This window comes from Sphaerisporangium sp. NPDC051017 (assembly GCF_040683095.1).
Taxonomy (GTDB): domain Bacteria; phylum Actinomycetota; class Actinomycetes; order Streptosporangiales; family Streptosporangiaceae; genus Sphaerisporangium.
Window position 1 is genome coordinate 412,478 of record NZ_JBFBCI010000001.1, and the last position, 15,908, is coordinate 428,385.

General features: G+C 69.4%; 17 protein-coding genes and 1 tRNA gene. 11 read left to right on the top strand and 7 right to left on the bottom strand.

Features of this window, described 5'->3' with window-relative positions:
• Positions 1–2: 2 nt before the first annotated feature.
• Positions 3–941, bottom strand: a complete 939-nt coding sequence (locus AB0M95_RS02050; RefSeq protein WP_363758210.1) for a hypothetical protein — start codon at positions 939–941, stop codon at positions 3–5.
• Positions 942–1,233: 292 nt separating this feature from the next.
• On the opposite strand from AB0M95_RS02050, the gene AB0M95_RS02055 reads away from it, so the two are divergent.
• Positions 1,234–1,764, top strand: a complete 531-nt coding sequence (locus AB0M95_RS02055) for a SigE family RNA polymerase sigma factor (RefSeq protein WP_358526563.1) — start codon at positions 1,234–1,236, stop codon at positions 1,762–1,764.
• Positions 1,765–1,822: 58 nt separating this feature from the next.
• The gene (locus AB0M95_RS02060; protein WP_363758212.1) at positions 1,823–3,418 is read left to right on the top strand and encodes a long-chain fatty acid--CoA ligase; all 1,596 of its coding nucleotides are present in this window, start codon (positions 1,823–1,825) and stop codon (positions 3,416–3,418) included.
• Here AB0M95_RS02060 and AB0M95_RS02065 read toward each other — a convergent pair.
• Entirely contained in the window at positions 3,399–3,893 is a 495-nt protein-coding gene (locus tag AB0M95_RS02065) for a MarR family transcriptional regulator (protein ID WP_363758214.1), read from the bottom strand. The two genes, AB0M95_RS02060 and AB0M95_RS02065, sit on opposite strands and share 20 nt — an antisense overlap.
• 105 nt (positions 3,894–3,998) lie before the next feature.
• Between AB0M95_RS02065 and AB0M95_RS02070 the strand changes: the two genes are divergently transcribed.
• Together AB0M95_RS02070 and AB0M95_RS02075 are read left to right on the top strand one after the other, a co-directional pair.
• Complete coding sequence (locus AB0M95_RS02070) at positions 3,999–4,562, top strand: YceI family protein (protein ID WP_363758216.1); 564 nt, start codon at positions 3,999–4,001, stop codon at positions 4,560–4,562.
• A 500-nt stretch (positions 4,563–5,062) separates the two neighbouring features.
• Positions 5,063–5,152, top strand: a tRNA-Ser gene (locus AB0M95_RS02075).
• Between the two features lie 146 nt (positions 5,153–5,298).
• On the opposite strand, the gene AB0M95_RS02080 is transcribed toward AB0M95_RS02075, so the two are convergent.
• Positions 5,299–6,537, bottom strand: coding sequence for a cytochrome P450 (locus AB0M95_RS02080; protein WP_363758218.1), 1,239 nt, complete (start codon positions 6,535–6,537; stop codon positions 5,299–5,301).
• Between the two features lie 25 nt (positions 6,538–6,562).
• Complete coding sequence (locus AB0M95_RS02085) at positions 6,563–8,173, bottom strand: FAD-dependent oxidoreductase (RefSeq protein ID WP_363758220.1); 1,611 nt, start codon at positions 8,171–8,173, stop codon at positions 6,563–6,565.
• Positions 8,174–8,373: 200 nt separating this feature from the next.
• On the opposite strand from AB0M95_RS02085, the gene AB0M95_RS02090 reads away from it, so the two are divergent.
• The 5 genes from AB0M95_RS02090 to AB0M95_RS02110 all read left to right on the top strand — a co-directional run bounded on the left by AB0M95_RS02090 (position 8,374) and on the right by AB0M95_RS02110 (position 11,673).
• On the top strand, positions 8,374–8,910 hold the full coding sequence (locus AB0M95_RS02090) for a hypothetical protein (protein WP_363758222.1): 537 nt from the start codon (positions 8,374–8,376) through the stop codon (positions 8,908–8,910).
• A 58-nt stretch (positions 8,911–8,968) separates the two neighbouring features.
• Positions 8,969–10,120: a histidine kinase gene (locus AB0M95_RS02095; RefSeq protein WP_363758224.1), complete on the top strand. Its 1,152-nt coding sequence runs from the start codon at positions 8,969–8,971 to the stop codon at positions 10,118–10,120.
• A 342-nt stretch (positions 10,121–10,462) separates the two neighbouring features.
• Positions 10,463–10,792, top strand: a complete 330-nt coding sequence (locus tag AB0M95_RS02100) for a hypothetical protein (RefSeq protein ID WP_363758226.1) — start codon at positions 10,463–10,465, stop codon at positions 10,790–10,792.
• Positions 10,793–10,956: 164 nt separating this feature from the next.
• Positions 10,957–11,244 carry a hypothetical protein gene (locus tag AB0M95_RS02105; protein WP_358526550.1) on the top strand — a complete coding sequence of 96 codons (288 nt, stop codon included), beginning with the start codon at positions 10,957–10,959 and terminating at the stop codon, positions 11,242–11,244.
• 87 nt (positions 11,245–11,331) lie between these two features.
• Positions 11,332–11,673 (top strand): hypothetical protein, encoded by a 342-nt coding sequence (locus AB0M95_RS02110; RefSeq protein WP_363758228.1) that lies wholly within the window; start codon positions 11,332–11,334, stop codon positions 11,671–11,673.
• 17 nt (positions 11,674–11,690) lie between these two features.
• Here AB0M95_RS02110 and AB0M95_RS02115 read toward each other — a convergent pair whose 3' ends face one another.
• A complete protein-coding gene (locus AB0M95_RS02115; protein ID WP_363758230.1) occupies positions 11,691–12,416 on the bottom strand; it encodes an HAD family hydrolase in 726 nt (241 codons plus the stop codon).
• A gap of 483 nt (positions 12,417–12,899) precedes the next feature.
• On the opposite strand from AB0M95_RS02115, the gene AB0M95_RS02120 reads away from it, so the two are divergent.
• Positions 12,900–13,349 carry a TIGR03668 family PPOX class F420-dependent oxidoreductase gene (locus tag AB0M95_RS02120; protein ID WP_363758232.1) on the top strand — a complete coding sequence of 150 codons (450 nt, stop codon included), beginning with the start codon at positions 12,900–12,902 and terminating at the stop codon, positions 13,347–13,349.
• Between the two features lie 132 nt (positions 13,350–13,481).
• Positions 13,482–13,937: a MaoC family dehydratase gene (locus AB0M95_RS02125; protein ID WP_363758234.1), complete on the top strand. Its 456-nt coding sequence runs from the start codon at positions 13,482–13,484 to the stop codon at positions 13,935–13,937.
• A 71-nt stretch (positions 13,938–14,008) separates the two neighbouring features.
• Here the strand turns inward: AB0M95_RS02125 and AB0M95_RS02130 are convergent, their stop codons facing one another.
• A complete protein-coding gene (locus tag AB0M95_RS02130; protein ID WP_363758236.1) occupies positions 14,009–14,626 on the bottom strand; it encodes a response regulator transcription factor in 618 nt (205 codons plus the stop codon).
• Positions 14,623–15,831: a histidine kinase gene (locus tag AB0M95_RS02135; protein WP_363758238.1), complete on the bottom strand. Its 1,209-nt coding sequence runs from the start codon at positions 15,829–15,831 to the stop codon at positions 14,623–14,625. The genes AB0M95_RS02130 and AB0M95_RS02135 overlap by 4 nt, the downstream gene beginning before the upstream one ends.
• Positions 15,832–15,908: the final 77 nt, after the last annotated feature.

Sequence of the window (15,908 nt, forward strand, 5' to 3'; positions counted from 1 at the left end):
GGTCACCCCAATCCGACACGGGCGTTGAAGCATCCGTTGGTGAGATCTCCCCCGAGCTCGACAAAGGACGCCGGCGAAAGCTCGGCGATCCGTCCCCGTGGTGACGTGCCACATTCCACGCATCGATCACAGAATCGGCCCGCCATGCACCCGCAGGCCACGATCGGCAATACTGCGGCGCGGCTTTCGCACACATTGCCGACGTAAAGCATCGACCCAAGCGACAAGTACGGCAAACCAGTGCACGACACCCCGGCGTCGTCACACTGCGAATCGGCACGTTCCAACATCGGGTAGGCGGCCCCAGCCTCACCCTCGTCGAACGCGTCCGACCACGCGGCCGCACCCGAGATCCTCGACTGCACGCCGTTGTACGCGGGCGGCGGAGGCGGTACGGCGGTCGCGCGGTACGGCGGCTGCGAGGTCGCCGGCAGGTAGGCGGTCGTCACGCCCTCGACGCGGGTGCCGATGGCGTCGAAGAGGTACCCCGGTTCGAGCTGCGGGTGGCGTACGGCGATGCGGCCGGACGCGCCGTACGGGATGACGACCTCGCGCGTGCCCCGGTGTGGCCCGCAGTCCAGCTCGACCGTGCGGTCCCGGCCCTCCCTGCCCATGGAGAGGATCACGCCCGTGACGCGCGTGACGTCGCCCCACAGCCGGTCGGCCACGCGGCCGGACTGCCGGGCGCGGATGACCACCCGGCCCCCCGCGGGCAGGTCGGCCGGCGCGACCACGCTGCCGCGCCACGCCGTGGCCCACGGCGCGATGACCAAGCGCTCCTCCACCCCCTCGGGGTTCTCCACGATGATCAGATGCGGGCTGACGTCGAGGATCTCGCCCACCACCGCCGTGAGGGCGGGGATCTCCTCCTCCGGCTGTGGCGGCACCAGGCTGCGGCCGAGTGCCTTGGACGCCAGCGCATGGCGGCGCTCCACTCCCATGGGCCCTCCCCAGCAACCGCGGCGAGTCACCTAGATGCCCGCTAGCGTCACACGTTTTGCCGAGGGCAGCGTTTCCGGCGGGACGAATATTTCCCCCGCCAAGGGCGCGGGTAGCAAATTACCCACTCTCGGAGGAACTAGTCGCCGTCTCCGCCTGCCGTCCGACTCTAACGATCTTTACATTCGGTGGGGCGAAACCTGGATGAACGTTCGGCCGCATTATGGGCCGCGGCTGCGATTCTGACCACGAGATCCGAACGAATCATGCCTTCGTCCCGGTACCGGTGGTCGCATGAGCGGTAAAGATGAGGAGTTCCGCGAGTACGTGGTCGCGCGCGGCCCGGCGCTGCTGCGTGTCGCCTATCAGCTGACCGGCCAGCCCGCCGACGCCGAGGACCTGCTCCAGGCCGCCCTCGCCAAGACCTACCTCGCCTGGGAGCGCATCAACGATCGCGCCTCGCTGGACGGGTACGTGCGCCGGGCGATGGTCAACATCAACATCTCCTGGTGGCGGCGCAGGAAGCTGGAGGAGTTCCCGTCCGAGGAACTGCCGGAGACCCCGGTGCGGGACGGCCCCACGCCCGGGCAGATCCACGAGCTGCTGGAAGAGGCGATCGACCGGCTTCCCGCGCGGCAGCGTACGGCGATCCTGCTGCGCTACTACGAGGACATGACCGAGACGGAGATCGCCAGGACGCTCGGGATCAGCATCGGCACCGTCAAGAGCACGGTCTCCCGCGCGATGGCGAAGCTCCGGGGCGACCTGGTCGTCGTCGAGCCGTGCGGACCCGAGACGCGACCCCGGTTAGGGTCCGCGAGGTGATCTAACGGTTGTGGAGGGCCGGGCACGGGGTCAGACTCGGTAAGCGGAGGTGGCACTGATGCGCAGCACGATGCCCGAGTTCCCGCTCACCATCACCTCGATCATGCGATACGGCACCGGCCGGTTCGCCGATCACGAGGTGGCCACGTACACCGGCGACGGTTACCGGCGCCTGCCGTACGGGGAGCTGGCGCGGGAGGCCGCCCGCCTGGCCGGCGCCCTGCGCGCGCTCGGCGTGGACGGCGACCAGCGCGTCGCGACGTTCTGCTGGAACAACACCGAGCACCTCACCGCGTACCTCGCCGTGCCCGCCATGGGCGCCGTGCTGCACACGCTGAACATCCGCCTGCACCCCGACCAGATCGCCTACATCGCCGACCACGCCGAGGACGACGTCCTGCTCGTCGACGGCTCGCTGATCCCCCTGCTCGCGCCGATCCTGCCCGTGATGAAGACCGTGCGGCACGTGGTCGTGATCGGCGCCGGGGACACCGAACCGCTGCTCGCGGCCGGGAAGCGGGTGCACGGCTACCGCGCGCTCCTCGACGCCGCCTCCGACGCCTTCGACTGGCCCGAGGTGGACGAGCGCGCCGCCGCGTCCATGTGCTACACCAGCGGCACCACCGGCAACCCCAAGGGCGTCGTCTACAGCCACCGCTCGTCCTACCTGCACGCCATGGCCATCTGCACGGCCAACGGCATGGCCGTGACGTCCGACGACCGGGTGCTGCCGATCGTCCCGATGTTCCACGCCAACGCCTGGGGCATGCCGTACGGCGCGCTGATGGCCGGGGCCTCGCTGGTCATGCCCGACCGCTTCATGCAGGCGGCCCACCTGGCGAAGATCATCGAGGAGGAGAAGCCCACCATCTCCGGCGGAATCCCCACGATCTTCGCCGACCTGCTGCGGTACGCCCGCCGGCACCACCCCGACCTCTCGTCGCTGCGCCTCGTGCCGTGCGGAGGCTCGGCCGTGCCCGAGTCGCTGATGAAGGGCCTGCAGACGGAGTTCGGCGTCCGGCTCGTCCAGGCGTGGGGAATGACCGAGACCTCGCCGACCGCGGCCGTCGCCCACGGAGACGACTGGAGCCTGCGCGTCACGCAGGGCAGGCTGCTCGCCGGAGTCGAGGGCAGGATCGTCGGCGACGGCGACACCGTCCTGGCCTCGGACGGCGTCGCGGTGGGGGAGCTGGAGGTGCGCGGGCCGTGGGTCACCGCGTCCTACCACCTGGACGAGAACCCCTCGCGGTTCCACGACGGCTGGCTGCGCACGGGCGACGTCGGCAGGCTCGACGAGCGTGGGTACGTGACCCTCACCGACCGCCTCAAGGACGTCATCAAGTCCGGCGGGGAGTGGATCTCGTCGGTCGAGCTGGAGAACGCCTTGATGGGACACCCGGCGGTGGTCGAGGCCGCGGTGATCGGCGTGCCGGACGAACGCTGGGGAGAGCGTCCGCTGGCGTGCGTGGTGCTCGGCGGGGAGGCCGGGGTCGCGGAGCTGCGCGAGTTCCTGTCGGGCAAGGTGGCGCGCTGGCAGGTGCCCGAACGCTGGGCGTTCGTCGAGGCGGTGCCGAAGACCAGCGTCGGCAAGTTCGCGAAACGGACGCTGCGCGAGATGCACGCCCGCGGCGAGCTCACGATCGTGCAGGAGTGACCTGGGCCGGCACGTCCGCGCCCGCCGTGGCGCAGGGCCGTACCACGTCGCGGATGACGCGGAGGGTGTCGAGCAGCGTCTCGAGCTGCGCGGGCGTGAGCAGGCCCGTGAACCAGGTCTCGATGTCCTCCAGGTGTTTGGGCAGGACCGTCTGCAACCGGGCCAGGCCGTCCTCCGTCAGCGTCGCGTAGGACGCACGCCGGTCGCTCGCGCAGGCCACGCGCCGGACCAGCCCCTCGCGCTCCAGCCTGTCCACCACCCGGGTCACCCCGCTGGTGGACAGTGACGTCTGGGCCGCCAGGTCGCTCATGCGCAACTGCCGCTCGGGGGAGCGCGCGAGGCGGATCAGCGTCTCGAAGTCGACCTCGGACAGCCCGCTCTCCGCGAAGGCGGGCGTCATCTTGCTCGTGAGGCCGGAGTGGACCTCCATGAGAAGGCCTATCGCGGTGAGCCGGGCGTCGTCAGTTGGGATCACATTCACAGTCTAACCGACGATAGTTGACGGACGGAATATTCCTCGTGTAGACATCTGTTGCGGCAGACATTCCGCCTAGCAACTACTCCCACGGAGATGGACACCATGAGCACTCGCGCCTGGGAAGGCCTCACGATCCCCGAGCCCGGCACCTTCGACGTGGATGTCGCACACACGCGCGTCGGCTTCATGGCGAAGCACATGATGGTCACCAAGGTCCGCGGCCGGTTCGGCGACTTCAAGGGAAGCGTCACGATCGGCGAGAACCCCCTCGACTCGTCGGCGGAGCTCACCATCCAGACCGCCAGCATCGACACCGGCAGCACCGACCGCGACAACCACCTGCGCAGCGAGGACTTCCTCGCCGTCGACAAGTTCCCCGAGCTGACCTTCCGCACCACCCGCGTCGTCAGCCACTCGGACGAGGACTTCGTCGTCGTCGGTGACCTCACGATCCGCGAGGTCACCAAGGAGGTCACCCTCAAGGTCGAGTACGGCGGCGCCGGCACCAACCCCTGGGGCGCGGAGATCTTCGGCTTCTCCATCGAAACCGAGATCGACCGCGAGGAGTTCGGCCTGACCTGGAACGTCGCCCTCGAGACCGGCGGCGTCCTGGTCAGCAAGAAGGTCAAGATCGAGGTCGAAGGCCAGGCCGCCCGCCGCGCCTGACCCTTCGAACGGGCCCACGCGCCGCGTCCGCCCTGTCCGACACAGGTCCGCCCGCGGCGCCCGGCCCGTCGAACAGAGGCGCACCCGCTGACCTTTCCAACGCCGGTCCACCTGTGAGACCAGTCCCCTTGGGGCAAGGGCCTGAGCCTCTCAGCTCCCGGCCATCCGGACACCGTGGGACCGGATGGCCGGTGACACCACATCCCCGGAAGCGCGGCGGTCAGTTCGGCGGAGGCCGCCAGAGCGCTGAAGCGGGCCGCCGGGCTTCCTGCCCCGGCGGCCCGCCCTTCTCCACAGCCTGTGGACACAGGGTGTGGAAAGCCAGGCAAGCCCCCAAGTCCGGACGCGGCCACCCGGCACAGCCCCGCCCAGACCCGATCGCCCACGATGGCGAATCGATATGATTGCCCCCGACGGCGAATCCACTTTGCCGCCCGGCATCAAGGCCGGTACTCTGTGCTGAGCCAGTCGGCGGCAACACCAAGCCGACCGGCCGATCAGGAGGCTTCGCCTAGTCAGGTCTATGGCGCCGCACTGCTAATGCGGTTTGGGTCTACAGCCCATCCGGGGTTCAAATCCCCGAGCCTCCGCACTTCAAAGGCCCTTCCGCGCGAATCGCGGGAGGGCCTTTCTTCTGCCCGAAGTCGAGAAATCAAGGCGTTGCCGGACCAATGCCAGACCATCCGGCAGACGATCACGCCGTTTCCGCCGACCTGCGGCGATCGAGGTCAGCGGTTCATCGCGCAGGTCGGTCGACACCGTCGATGTCGATGAAAAGATGCCGGGGTCCGCGTAGTCCGGGGCTTGGCCGGTAGGGGGGCGGGTCGGCGACAAGGCGGGGATTGTCCAGGCGCCTCGCCAGTTCGGTCAGCGCGATCTGGGTTTCCAGGCGGGCCAGTGGAGCGCCGAAGCAGTAGTGGATGCCGCCGCCGAAGCCGAGGTGCTCGTTGTACCGGCGGTCCGGGTCGAAGCGGTCAGGGTCGGGCACGTGCGCCGGGTCGCGGCTTCCCGCCGCGAGCGCCAGGACGATTGGCGCGCCTTTGGGGATGGTGGTCCCGGCGATGTCGATGTCGTCCAGGGCGATCCGCGACAGAGACAAAAAGTGCACCGGGGGCTCGTATCGCAGCAGTTCCTCAACCATGGAGACCGCCAGGTCCGGCTCATGACGTAGCCGGTCGAGATGCTCGGGATGGCGCAGCAGGGTGAGCATTCCGTTAGTGATCAGGTTGACGGTCGTCTCGTGGCCGGCGATCAGCAGCAGCGTGCCGGTGACCGCCACCTGGATCAGGGACATCGACCCGTCGGGGCCTTGGTCGGTGATGAGGCCGGAGATCAGGTCGTCTCCGGGAGCTCTGCGGCGCTCGGCAGCGATCCCGCCGAGGTACCGGTGCAACTCGAGCAGCGCGCTCTGCCGCCGCTGCAGGCGCTGTGCCCGGCCCTCCTGTCTGGAGTCCGACGCCTCGACGACCGTGTCGGCCCACGCGTGGAACCGTGCCTCGTCCTCGCGCGGTACTCCCAGGATCCGGCAGATCACCGTCACCGGGAACGGGTAGGCGATGTCATCGACGATGTCGATCCGCCGTCGGCCTGTGACGCCGTCGATCAGGCCGGTGATGATCTCGACCATCTCCGGCCGCAGGTCGTCTATCCGATGCGGCGAATGCGGTGGGCCGAAGTGGCGCATCGCGATGCGGCGGATCCGGTCATGCTCGGGCGGATCGGTGTTGATGAAGGCCCGTGGCTGCTGCGCGGCCTCCTCGGAAAAGCCGGGCTCGCCCGGCTGAGGGAAGGTGGGGCGTGCCGAACTGACGCGCGGATCGTGCAGCAGCGCGACGATCTCGTTGTAGGTACTGACGACGTAGGTGCCGTCCTCCTCCCGCCGTACCGGCGTCTTGCGCAGTTCGGCGTACAGCGGGTAGGGGTCGGCGCGATTGGATTTGTCGAGGCTCTGCTGGAAGACGCTGTTTGGTGTCATGGCGGCGCCTCCTTGTCACAGTCGGTCAGATGTCGCGGTGGACCAGCCGGGCGCGGCGTTCCGCCGGATCATGTCCGGTCACCACGACGGTCACCTCGCTGGCGTTGATGTGTTGGGGCACCTCGGCCGGCACCGGCCGCATCTCCTCGTTGCGGTCGACACCGCGAAAATCGGGTGGGAAGGGCGCGGCCCGCTCGATCAGTCCCTCGTAGAATCCCAGCCACATGGCCTGGTCGAAGGTGACCGCGGCCGTGACCCGGCCCCGGTAGCCGTAGACGGCGACGAACCGGCGCTCGGCCACCGAGCCTTGGACGATGACCACTTCATCGGCGAAGGTCGGCACTCCGACCGACTTGATGTTGATCCCGAACTGGTTGGACCAGAACACCGGCAGGGCCAGGTGCGCCCAGCGGTGCGCCTGGTCGCTGATCATGTTGTGCGCGGCGATCTCGGCCTGGGCGACCGCGTTCCCCCAGTGCTCGAGCGTCATGAACTGGTAGTTGTAGACCGGATGCGGGAAGCGCGCGATGTCCCCGGCCACGAAAACGTCGTCGGTCACCAGGCCGTTGATGTCGACGGCCCGGCAGCCCGCGTCGCAGGCCACCCCCCAGACGCCCGCGGCCAGCCCGGAGTCCCGCAGCCACTCGACGTTGCGGACCGCCCCGAGCGCGACCACCGCGACATCGGCCTCCACCGTGGACCCGTCGGACAGCCGCGCCGCCCGTACCCGGCCATCCGCGCCGCCCTCCAAGGCCTCCACTGTGACGCCGCACCGCAGGTCCACGCCGTGGTCGCGCTGCACGTCGGCCGCGACCGCCCCGATCACCGCGCCCAGGGCGCTCACCAGCGGCGCCGGACCCCGTTCGGCGACGGTCACCGGAAGATCCAGGTCCCGGCAGACCGAGGCGACCTCCGACCCGGTGAACCCCGCGCCGATCACCAGCACGCGACGCGGACCGGCCGCGAGAAGCTCGCGCAGGCGGGCCGCCTCCTCCATGGTGCGGAGCGGCAGCACCCCCTCCAGCGCCGCCTCCGCCGGGTTCGGCCACGGCCGGGCCCGTGCGCCCGTCGCGATCAGCACCCGGTCGAACGGCACATCCCGGCCATCGCCGAGCGTCACCTTCTTGGCGGCCAAATCAAGCCCCGCCGCGCGCGTGCCGGCCATCCATTCGGCATCGACCTCACGCAGGCGAGGGAGCAGGGTGTGATCTTCGGGTACCCGGCCCGCCAGCACCTGCTTGGACAACGGCGGGCGGTCGTACGGCTCGTACGACTCTTCCCCGATCAGGGTCAGCGAGCCTGTGAAGCCGTCCCGCCGGAGCACACCCGCCGCCCGCGCTCCGGCCAGCGAGGCGCCCACGATCACGATGCTGCCCGTCTTCCGGAACCCATCGCCGTCGCCGACCTGTGCGGGAGCGGCCGGTCCGGTCCGCATCCCCGGGTGCTGGGTGGCCATCCGGTCGACGTGGATGGCCTGGACCGGACACGCCGCAGCCGCCCGCAGTACGTTTTCACGCTGCGCCTCGTCCGCGTCCGGGTCGTACAGCAACGCCTCGCCGCCGTGCATCGCAAAGACGCCTGGCGCGAGGAACGCGCACTGCCCGTACCCCTGACACCGTGTGAGATCGACGATCACCCGCACAGCGCATTCCCCCGTCGAGCGCAGGCCACCCGCTGTCTCAAGTCGTGATGGCGTCCCACCCAAGCGGCCTCCCAGCGGTTGACCTACCCCACTCTCTGGCCCCCACCTACCGCAATGATCTTCAATTAATCGTCGGCCGAATATTGAGACCACAACCGAGCCCAAGAAATGCTCTGGAGACTTCAAAATTCATAATGTCGGCGGAGCACGGGGGCGAGGGCGTCGGGCTGGCCATGCCGGCCATGCCGGCCATGCTGGCCAAGATCGACACGCTCATCGCCCGCACGCCCGGCCTCGCCCGGGGCATGCGCGTCCGCCTGGTCTGGCAGGACCAGGAGACCAAAGAGCGCACCGACATCGCCGAGATCGACCCGGTGGAGAGGCGGGCCGGGCAGCTCATCGCCGCGCGCGTCGCGGACGACCGCGACACCTTCCGTGCGCTGGTGCAGGCCGACGCGAAGGCGCTGCCCGGCATCCGTGTGAACGCCGCCGACCCCGGTTGCCAGGGGCCTTGCCGGGTCCTCCGGGAGGTCGGCTGGTCACGCTGTGCCGGGCGCTGTGCGGTGTCTGTGGATCACCGCGGTCCGCGGCCTTCCGCTGTCGGCGTCGAATGCCAGGCCGCCTGCCCCAGGCCTCCCTGCGGGGCCGCGCTGTCGGGGTTTGGTCGTGGGGCCTACTGTGGTCAGAGGTTGGTGGGGGACGGTCGGGGGCATGGGCGTGGCATGGGGTAGGGCGTCGGTTCGTGGGCGGCGTTTTGGATAGCGAATACGGATGGCGCATACTGAATACGTGCGTGACGAGCACGGGGAGTCTGTCAAGCGGTATCGATCATTGCTGGTCGATCTGCTGCTCGCCGCCGCCGTCCTGGCCTTCACGATCCCGACGACGGCCATCGGGCACTCCTACGCACTGTGGGGGGACCCTCCGGACTGGCTCTCGCACCTGGTAGGCGCGATCACGGCCGCGACCATGCTGGTCCGGCGCCGCACCCCCTGGCCGATGATCATCGCCTCGGCCGTCTGCGCCTGCGTGACCGCGCAGACCGTGCCCTTGATCCTGGCTGCCTTCTCGATGACGTCCGAACATCGAATGCGCTCGTGGAAGATCGTCGCCCTGGTGCTCACGGCGGTGTACGCGGTCGCCGACTACGTGGACCCGTACACCGACGAGACCCTCTACCTCAGCGTCGTACGGGCGCTGACGCTGGTCTACCTGCCTGCGCTGGTGGGGACGTGGGTGTGCAAGTACCGGGGGCTGGTCGGTGAGCTGCGGGCGGGCGTGCGTGAGCGGGAGGAGTTCGCCGCGTCGGAGGAGCGGCGGAGGCTGGCCCGGGAGTTGCACGACACGGTGACGCACGCGGTGACCGGCATGGTGCTCAACGCCGGGATCATCCGCGACGTCGAGGATCCCGCGGAGATTCCCGAGCTGGCGGCGGGCATCGAGGACAAGGGGGTCCAGGCGCTGGCCGAGCTACGCCAGTTGCTCACCGTGCTGCGCCGGGACGAGGTGCCGGCCGCCAGAGGTGCCGACGCGATCGCCCGTTTGGTGAGGGACGCCGAGGCCGCCGGGCTACGAGTCGATCTTCATCTCGACCTTCCTGAAGACGGGCTTTCGCCGCGGGTGAAGCACGCCTGCTATCGGCTGGTCCAGGAAGGGCTCAGCAACGTCCGCAAGCACGCGCCGGGCGCGCTGGTCCAGGTCAGCTGCGTCCTGGACGGCGGCCAGGTGTGCGTCCGCGTGGACAACACCGCCGGTGAGGGGTATCACACGCACACGATGGCGAGAAGGGCGGCCTCGGCCGGAGGAGGCTACGGGCTGGACGGCCTGCGGGAGCGCGTCACGCTGGCCGGCGGCCGGCTCACCGCGGGCCCGACCCCCGACGGCGGTTTCGCCATCGCGGCCCGGCTCCCCCTGAGCGCCGACGATAGATCTGTCGAGTGAACAGATCTGTCGAGTGAACGCCGCCGCTCGCGGAGGAACCACCCCCCAGGTATCACCCAAAGACCCGGCCGCCCCAGCCCAGTAGCCCACCAGCCCACAGACCCGGCTGCCCCCAGCCCCAGCGGCCCCCGAGCGCGGCCGCCCCCGGACAAGGCCACCCCGGACCCGGTTCGCGCCGGAACCCCGGTCAGCTGATCTCCGTACGCCGGACGCGCAGCACCCCCTGACCGTCGGCCATCCCGTCCAGGCGACGAGCCGCGCCGGAAAGTGTCGCTCACGTAAAGTAGTGTCCAGGTGACTTAAAGCGACGATCGCGAATTCGATCTACCCCCAGGAGCTTTCATGTCCACGCGCACCCGCCGCCGCGCCGCTCTGCTCGCGGCCACCGTCACCGTCGCCCTGGGCGGCCTCGCCCCCAGGGCGTACGCCGAGGTCGTGCCGTCGTCATCCCAGTACGCCTGTCACAACGGCCCCTGGGAGGTCGGCACCGACATCGCGGGAACCCAGTGCCGGGAGAACGCCCTGGGCAACCCAGGCCAGGTCTTCTTCAGCCGGGACTGGAGCGTCTACACCTGCGGCAAGGTGGACCGCGTCGGGACGGACGCGCCCTTCTCGATATCGGGCACGGACTGCAAGAAGGTGACGTCGTCCAGGGACGAGCCGCAGGACTGACCTTCCGGCCCGCGCCGAAGGGCCTTCCCCGTTGACCGTTCCGCGTTCCGCCTTCCGGCGGGGAGGGTCTTTCCGTTTCCGGTCGCCTCGCGCACGGAACACTGGTCTGCCGTGTCGGTGTGGTCGTCGTGCACCATGAACTGATTGGTGAGGAGGGATGACCGGTGGGCGTTCACAGGTTTCGCAAGCGTCCTGTTGAGGTCGAGGCCGTTCAGTGGCGCGGCGACAATGTGGCTGAGCTGGTCTCCTTCGCCGGCTTTCGCTTCCGCACGGTGGTCGCCGGGGCCCATGGCGGCGACACGGACGTCACCGCCGAGGTGCTGGACGTCCTGCACTCGACGTGGGTGGGCATCAAGACCGGCCAATGGGTGATCAGAGGCGTGAAGGGGGAGTTCTATCCGATCGACGGCGAGGTTCTCCAGGAGACGTACGAACCTGTGGTGTCGCTCTGACGGTCCACCGGCACGTACCCGTGTACCCAGGGCATTTGAGTACGTGCGCTCATGGCGGTGCGGGTGACACGAGGAAGACTTCGGAGCATGCGGATCACCCGAGCTGTCACGGGCTACGTCTCCCGATACCGGCGGTGGCGCCTCGCACTGGCGATCGCCGTCCCGTACGCGCTGCTCGTCGTCGGTGTGACCGTCTACGTCGAGATCGGGATTCGCCAGCCGGGAAGTCAGGGCCTTGAGGCCGTTCTTCTTTTCCTTGTGACGGCGCCCATATCTCTCGTGTTGCTGCAACTTCCCTTGGAGGCGCTCGGTGCGGACCTCGCCCTTCTCCTGTTCTTCGCCGCCGGCCTGTTCCAGGCGTGGATCCTGTGGATGATCGCCCATGGTCCGAGGAAGGACGGCGAGCCCGCGGTCGTCCACGACTCTTGAGAACGCCGCGGGAGACGTCATGTTCTGTTGAGGCTGGTGAGCAGCGCGGGGACGTCGTGCAGCGTCTGGATGACGGAAACCGAGGACGGCGCCGGTCCGCCGTGGCGGTTCAGCCAGATGCCGTGCATTCCGGCTTGCTCGGCGGCCAGCGCGTCCGTCCGTAGGCGGTCGCCGACGTAGGCGATGTGGCCGGGACGGAGGCCGAGCAGGTCGGCGGCCCGCTCGAAGATCTCGGGGCTGGGCTTGGCCGCTCCCACCTCGCTGGAGATGATCACGGCGGGCAGGTCGTCGGCGAGGCCGATGTCGCGCAGCTTGTGGCGCTGCTGCTGGGAGTCTCCGTTGGTCAGCACGCCGAGCCGCACACGCGGATGCCGCTCGATCAGGACGTCGAGCACCGGGCGTACGTCGGGGAAGAGCCGCCACGCGGCCTCGTAGTGACGCAGATATGTGGCGAACCAGGCCTCGGCCCGTGTGTCGTCCCACGCGCCGAGGCCCAGTTCGGCGGCGAGCGAGACGATACGCAGGCGCCGCTGCCCGAGGAAGGTGAGCTCCCCGGCGGCGTAGCGGTCCATGGCGTGCCGTTCCAGCTCCTTCCATCGGCGGGCGGCGTGATCCCGGTCCAGGTCGGATGGGACGTCGGAGGTGGTCGCCAGCGTTTCGGCCAGGGCGAGCGACGCGGCCGTGTCGTGGTCGATCAGCGTGCCGTCGAGGTCGAACAGCAGTGCCCGGACTGTCGGTTCCATCCTGATGGCCTCATCTCATGTGGCTGTGTAGCCGGCGCCATGACGCCGTCCGCTCTTCACGATCGTTCCCGCCGCCGCGCCCCTATGTCAGGTGGGGAGCGAGTGTCGCGGACCTTGACGGATGCCGGGATGGGAGACACCCTTTCCAGCAGCCCGGCGGCGCGCGGGATTTCGTCCGGGTTCGAGTAGTTTTGAGGTTGATCGTCCAGGGGCTTCGAAGAGAGGAATGTCCGACGGCCCCGTGTGATTACGTCTCTCGGTCCAGGCACCCACCCTGGAGAACAGGCAGCACCCCATGGAGCACCCCCCTTCCGAATCGCCGCCGCTACCCCGGCGGGACGAAGCCATGCGCTGCGCCGAAGCCGACACCGGCCGTCGTTGCGTCCTGCCCCTGGACCACCCCGGTGACCATGTCTTTCCCCGTCAGCCCGACACCTGAGCCACCTCCCGTCCCCGCCGGTCGTGACGTGCTTGGATACGCGGGTGGCCGGACGAGGCGAACCCACGGCGGGCGGCGGTGCCGACGGGCGTGCGCGCGAGAAGATGCGCGGCGCGCGCGTGGCGAGGCTGGCGACCGTCGGCGATGACCAGACTCCGCATCTGGTTCCCATCACGTTCGCGTTCGACGGCGAGCGCATCGTGACCGCCGTCGACCACAAGCCGAAGAAGACCGACGAGCTCCGGCGTATCCGGAATATCCGGGCGAACCCACAGGTGTCCGTTCTCGTGGACCACTACGAGGACGACTGGACGCGCCTGTGGTGGGTGCGCGCCGACGGCCTGGCGGCGGTCCTGGAACGAGACGAGGAACGCCTCCCGGCGCTGGAACCGCTGATCGCGAAGTATCCGCAGTACGCCGAACGCGTCCCCGAGGGGCCGGTGATCAGGATCGACGTCGTGCGGTACTCCGCCTGGTCGTACGCCGGGGACTGACCGGTGCGCGGGGCCGAGCGGTCGTACACCGGCGCTGGCCGATCGTAGGCGGGGGCTGACCGGTCGTACGCAGGGGCTGATCCGCTGTCGCAGGGGTGCGCGGATCGCGGCCGTACCGAATAATCTTCTCCTATGCGGATCTTCGCAGACCTGAGCGAGCTGAAAGCGGCCAAAGGCGAGCACTTGGGATACACCGAGTGGCGCGAGGTCACCCAGGAGCAGGTGAACCTGTTCGCCGACGCCACCGACGACCACCAGTGGATCCACGTCGACCTCGAACGCGCCGCGAGCGGGCCGTTCGGCGGGCCCATCGCCCACGGGTTCCTGAGCCTGGCGCTGATCCCCTCGTTCACGAGGCAGATCTTCCGGGTCGACGGGCCCAAGATGGTGATCAACTATGGGCTCAACAAGGTGCGGTTCCCGGCGTCGGTCCCCGTGGGCGCGAAGGTCCGCGCGGGCGCGGAGGTCCTCGACGTGAAGGGGACACCGTCCGGCACGCTCGCCACCTTCAAGATCACCATTGAGGTGGAGGGCGCGAAAAGGCCCGCCTGCGTGGCCGAAACCCTCTCCCTCATCGTCGTCGACTGATCCAGTTCGAGGCCTCCGGGGCGCATCGAACCGCCATGCCGGAGGCGCGGCCATAGGCACAGCAGTCCGGTTTACATACCGGCGTACAAGATCGCCGCCTGGACCCGGCTGCGGAGCCCGAGCTTGCCCAGCATGCGGCTGACGTGCGTCTTCGCGGTCGCCTCGCTCATGTCGAGGGCACGCGCGATCTCCGCGTTGGACATGCCCCGCGTCACGCAGGCCAGCACCTCGCGCTCGCGCGGCGTCAGGACGCCGAGGTCGTGCGCCTCGGGTTCACCGGTCCGGGCGAAGGCCCTGATCAGGCGCCGGGTCACGGACGGGGAGATCAGCCCGTCACCGCGCGCGACCACCCGTACGGCGTGGATGAGCTGGTCGGCGTCGGTGTTCTTGAGCAGGAACCCGGCGGCGCCAGCGCGCAGGGCGCCGAACACGTACTCGTCCAGGTCGAACGTGGTCAGGATGAGCACGTCCGTGATACCGGCCAGCTCGCGCGTGGCCGAGATGCCGTCGAGCCGGGGCATGCGGATGTCCATGAGGACGACGTCTGGACGCAGCTCCACGGCCGCCCGGACCGCCGCCTCCCCGTCCGCCGCCTCGCCGACCACCTCGATGTCGGGCTGACCTTCGAGGATCAGCACCACGCCCGCGCGCACCGAGGCGTGATCGTCCGCGACCAGGACCTTGATCATCTGCCCTCCTCGGCCGAGATCAGCTTGGCCTCGAACGGCTGTGACTCCGCGGCCAGGGTCGCCACGACGCGCCAGATCCGCGCGGTGCCGGGGGAGTGGCCCGGCTCCCGCTCGCGCGGGCCGGCGGTGAACGTGCCGCCGACGAGGGCCGCCCGCTCGGCCATGCCCACCAGCCCGGCACCGGAACCGGGCAGACCGGCCGAATCGGCCCCGCACGGGTTCTCGACCGTCAGCACCACCTCGTCGGATGTGTACCGGACGGTCACGTCCGCCCGTCCGGCGCCGTGTTTGAGGGCGTTCGTCAGGGATTCTTGGAGGATGCGATAGCCCGCCAGCTCGATGGCCGGCGGGAGGTCACGGGGCGTACCGGACACCGCCAGATCGATGTCCATCCCCGCGCGGCGCGACCGCGCGACCAGGTCGGGCGCGTCCTTCAGGCGATGGCGGGTCGCCTCGGGCTCCTCGTCCTCGGCTTCCGCCCGCAGCAGGCCGATCATCGTGCGCATTTCGGCCATTCCGCGCACGCTGTTCTCCCTGATCGACTCCAGCACCTTCCGGACGGACGCCGCGTCGAGGTCCTGCCGCGAGATGACCGCCGCCGACTGGATCGCGACGGCGCTGAAGTGGTTGGCGATGATGTCGTGCAGCTCGCGGGCCATGCGGGCGCGCTCGGTGGTCACGGCCGCCTGGCGGTCCAACTCGGCCAACCGCGCGACCTGCTCCGCGCGTGCGCGCTCGGCGATCACCTGGTCGCGGTGCTGCCGGATGATCAGCGCCGTGACGACCGGCGTCGTCAGCACCAGCCCGGCCTGGACGCCGCCGATCGCCAGGGCAGCCCAGTTTCTGGCGACGAATCCGGCTATGGCGCCCACGACGACGGCGAGGACGGACGTGATCCCCAGGAGCCACGTGGCCAGGCGGCGCGGGCCGTACAGGGAGGCGGCGTACAAGTTGTCCGTAAATATCAGGATAGTGCCCAAGGATGGGCCCAGGGCGAGATCACCCACGATCGCCGCCACGCCGAGCGCCAGCGTCACCACCGGCCGGCGCCGCCGCAGGACCACCCCGAGACACACCACCGCCAGCGGGATGACGAGCAAGGCCGCGGGCCGGCCCCGGTGGATGTACGCGTCGCTGGCCAGCAGGGCGAGGCCGCCGGCGAACACGACGCCCGCCATCAAGGCGTCCTGCCGGACCGGATTCATGCTCTTCATCGCATCATGTCCGAACTCCCCGCGACACCGTCCCCGTCATGACCTGCTCGTACATACAACGGTGTAGT

Bases quoted from the DNA above. Each gene is read 5' to 3' on its own strand.
- AB0M95_RS02125 (WP_363758234.1), top strand. From the start codon at position 13,482: ATGCGGATCTTCGCAGACCTGAGCGAGCTGAAAGCGGCCAAAGGCGAG.
- AB0M95_RS02080 (WP_363758218.1), bottom strand. From the start codon at position 6,537: ATGACACCAAACAGCGTCTTCCAGCAGAGCCTCGACAAATCCAATCGC.
- AB0M95_RS02055 (WP_358526563.1), top strand. From the start codon at position 1,234: ATGAGCGGTAAAGATGAGGAGTTCCGCGAGTACGTGGTCGCGCGCGGC.
- AB0M95_RS02070 (WP_363758216.1), top strand. From the start codon at position 3,999: ATGAGCACTCGCGCCTGGGAAGGCCTCACGATCCCCGAGCCCGGCACC.
- AB0M95_RS02060 (WP_363758212.1), top strand. From the start codon at position 1,823: ATGCGCAGCACGATGCCCGAGTTCCCGCTCACCATCACCTCGATCATG.
- AB0M95_RS02090 (WP_363758222.1), top strand. From the start codon at position 8,374: ATGTCGGCGGAGCACGGGGGCGAGGGCGTCGGGCTGGCCATGCCGGCC.
- AB0M95_RS02100 (WP_363758226.1), top strand. From the start codon at position 10,463: ATGTCCACGCGCACCCGCCGCCGCGCCGCTCTGCTCGCGGCCACCGTC.
- AB0M95_RS02115 (WP_363758230.1), bottom strand. From the start codon at position 12,416: ATGGAACCGACAGTCCGGGCACTGCTGTTCGACCTCGACGGCACGCTG.
- AB0M95_RS02050 (WP_363758210.1), bottom strand. From the start codon at position 941: ATGGGAGTGGAGCGCCGCCATGCGCTGGCGTCCAAGGCACTCGGCCGC.
- AB0M95_RS02135 (WP_363758238.1), bottom strand. From the start codon at position 15,831: ATGAATCCGGTCCGGCAGGACGCCTTGATGGCGGGCGTCGTGTTCGCC.
- AB0M95_RS02110 (WP_363758228.1), top strand. From the start codon at position 11,332: ATGCGGATCACCCGAGCTGTCACGGGCTACGTCTCCCGATACCGGCGG.
- AB0M95_RS02130 (WP_363758236.1), bottom strand. From the start codon at position 14,626: ATGATCAAGGTCCTGGTCGCGGACGATCACGCCTCGGTGCGCGCGGGC.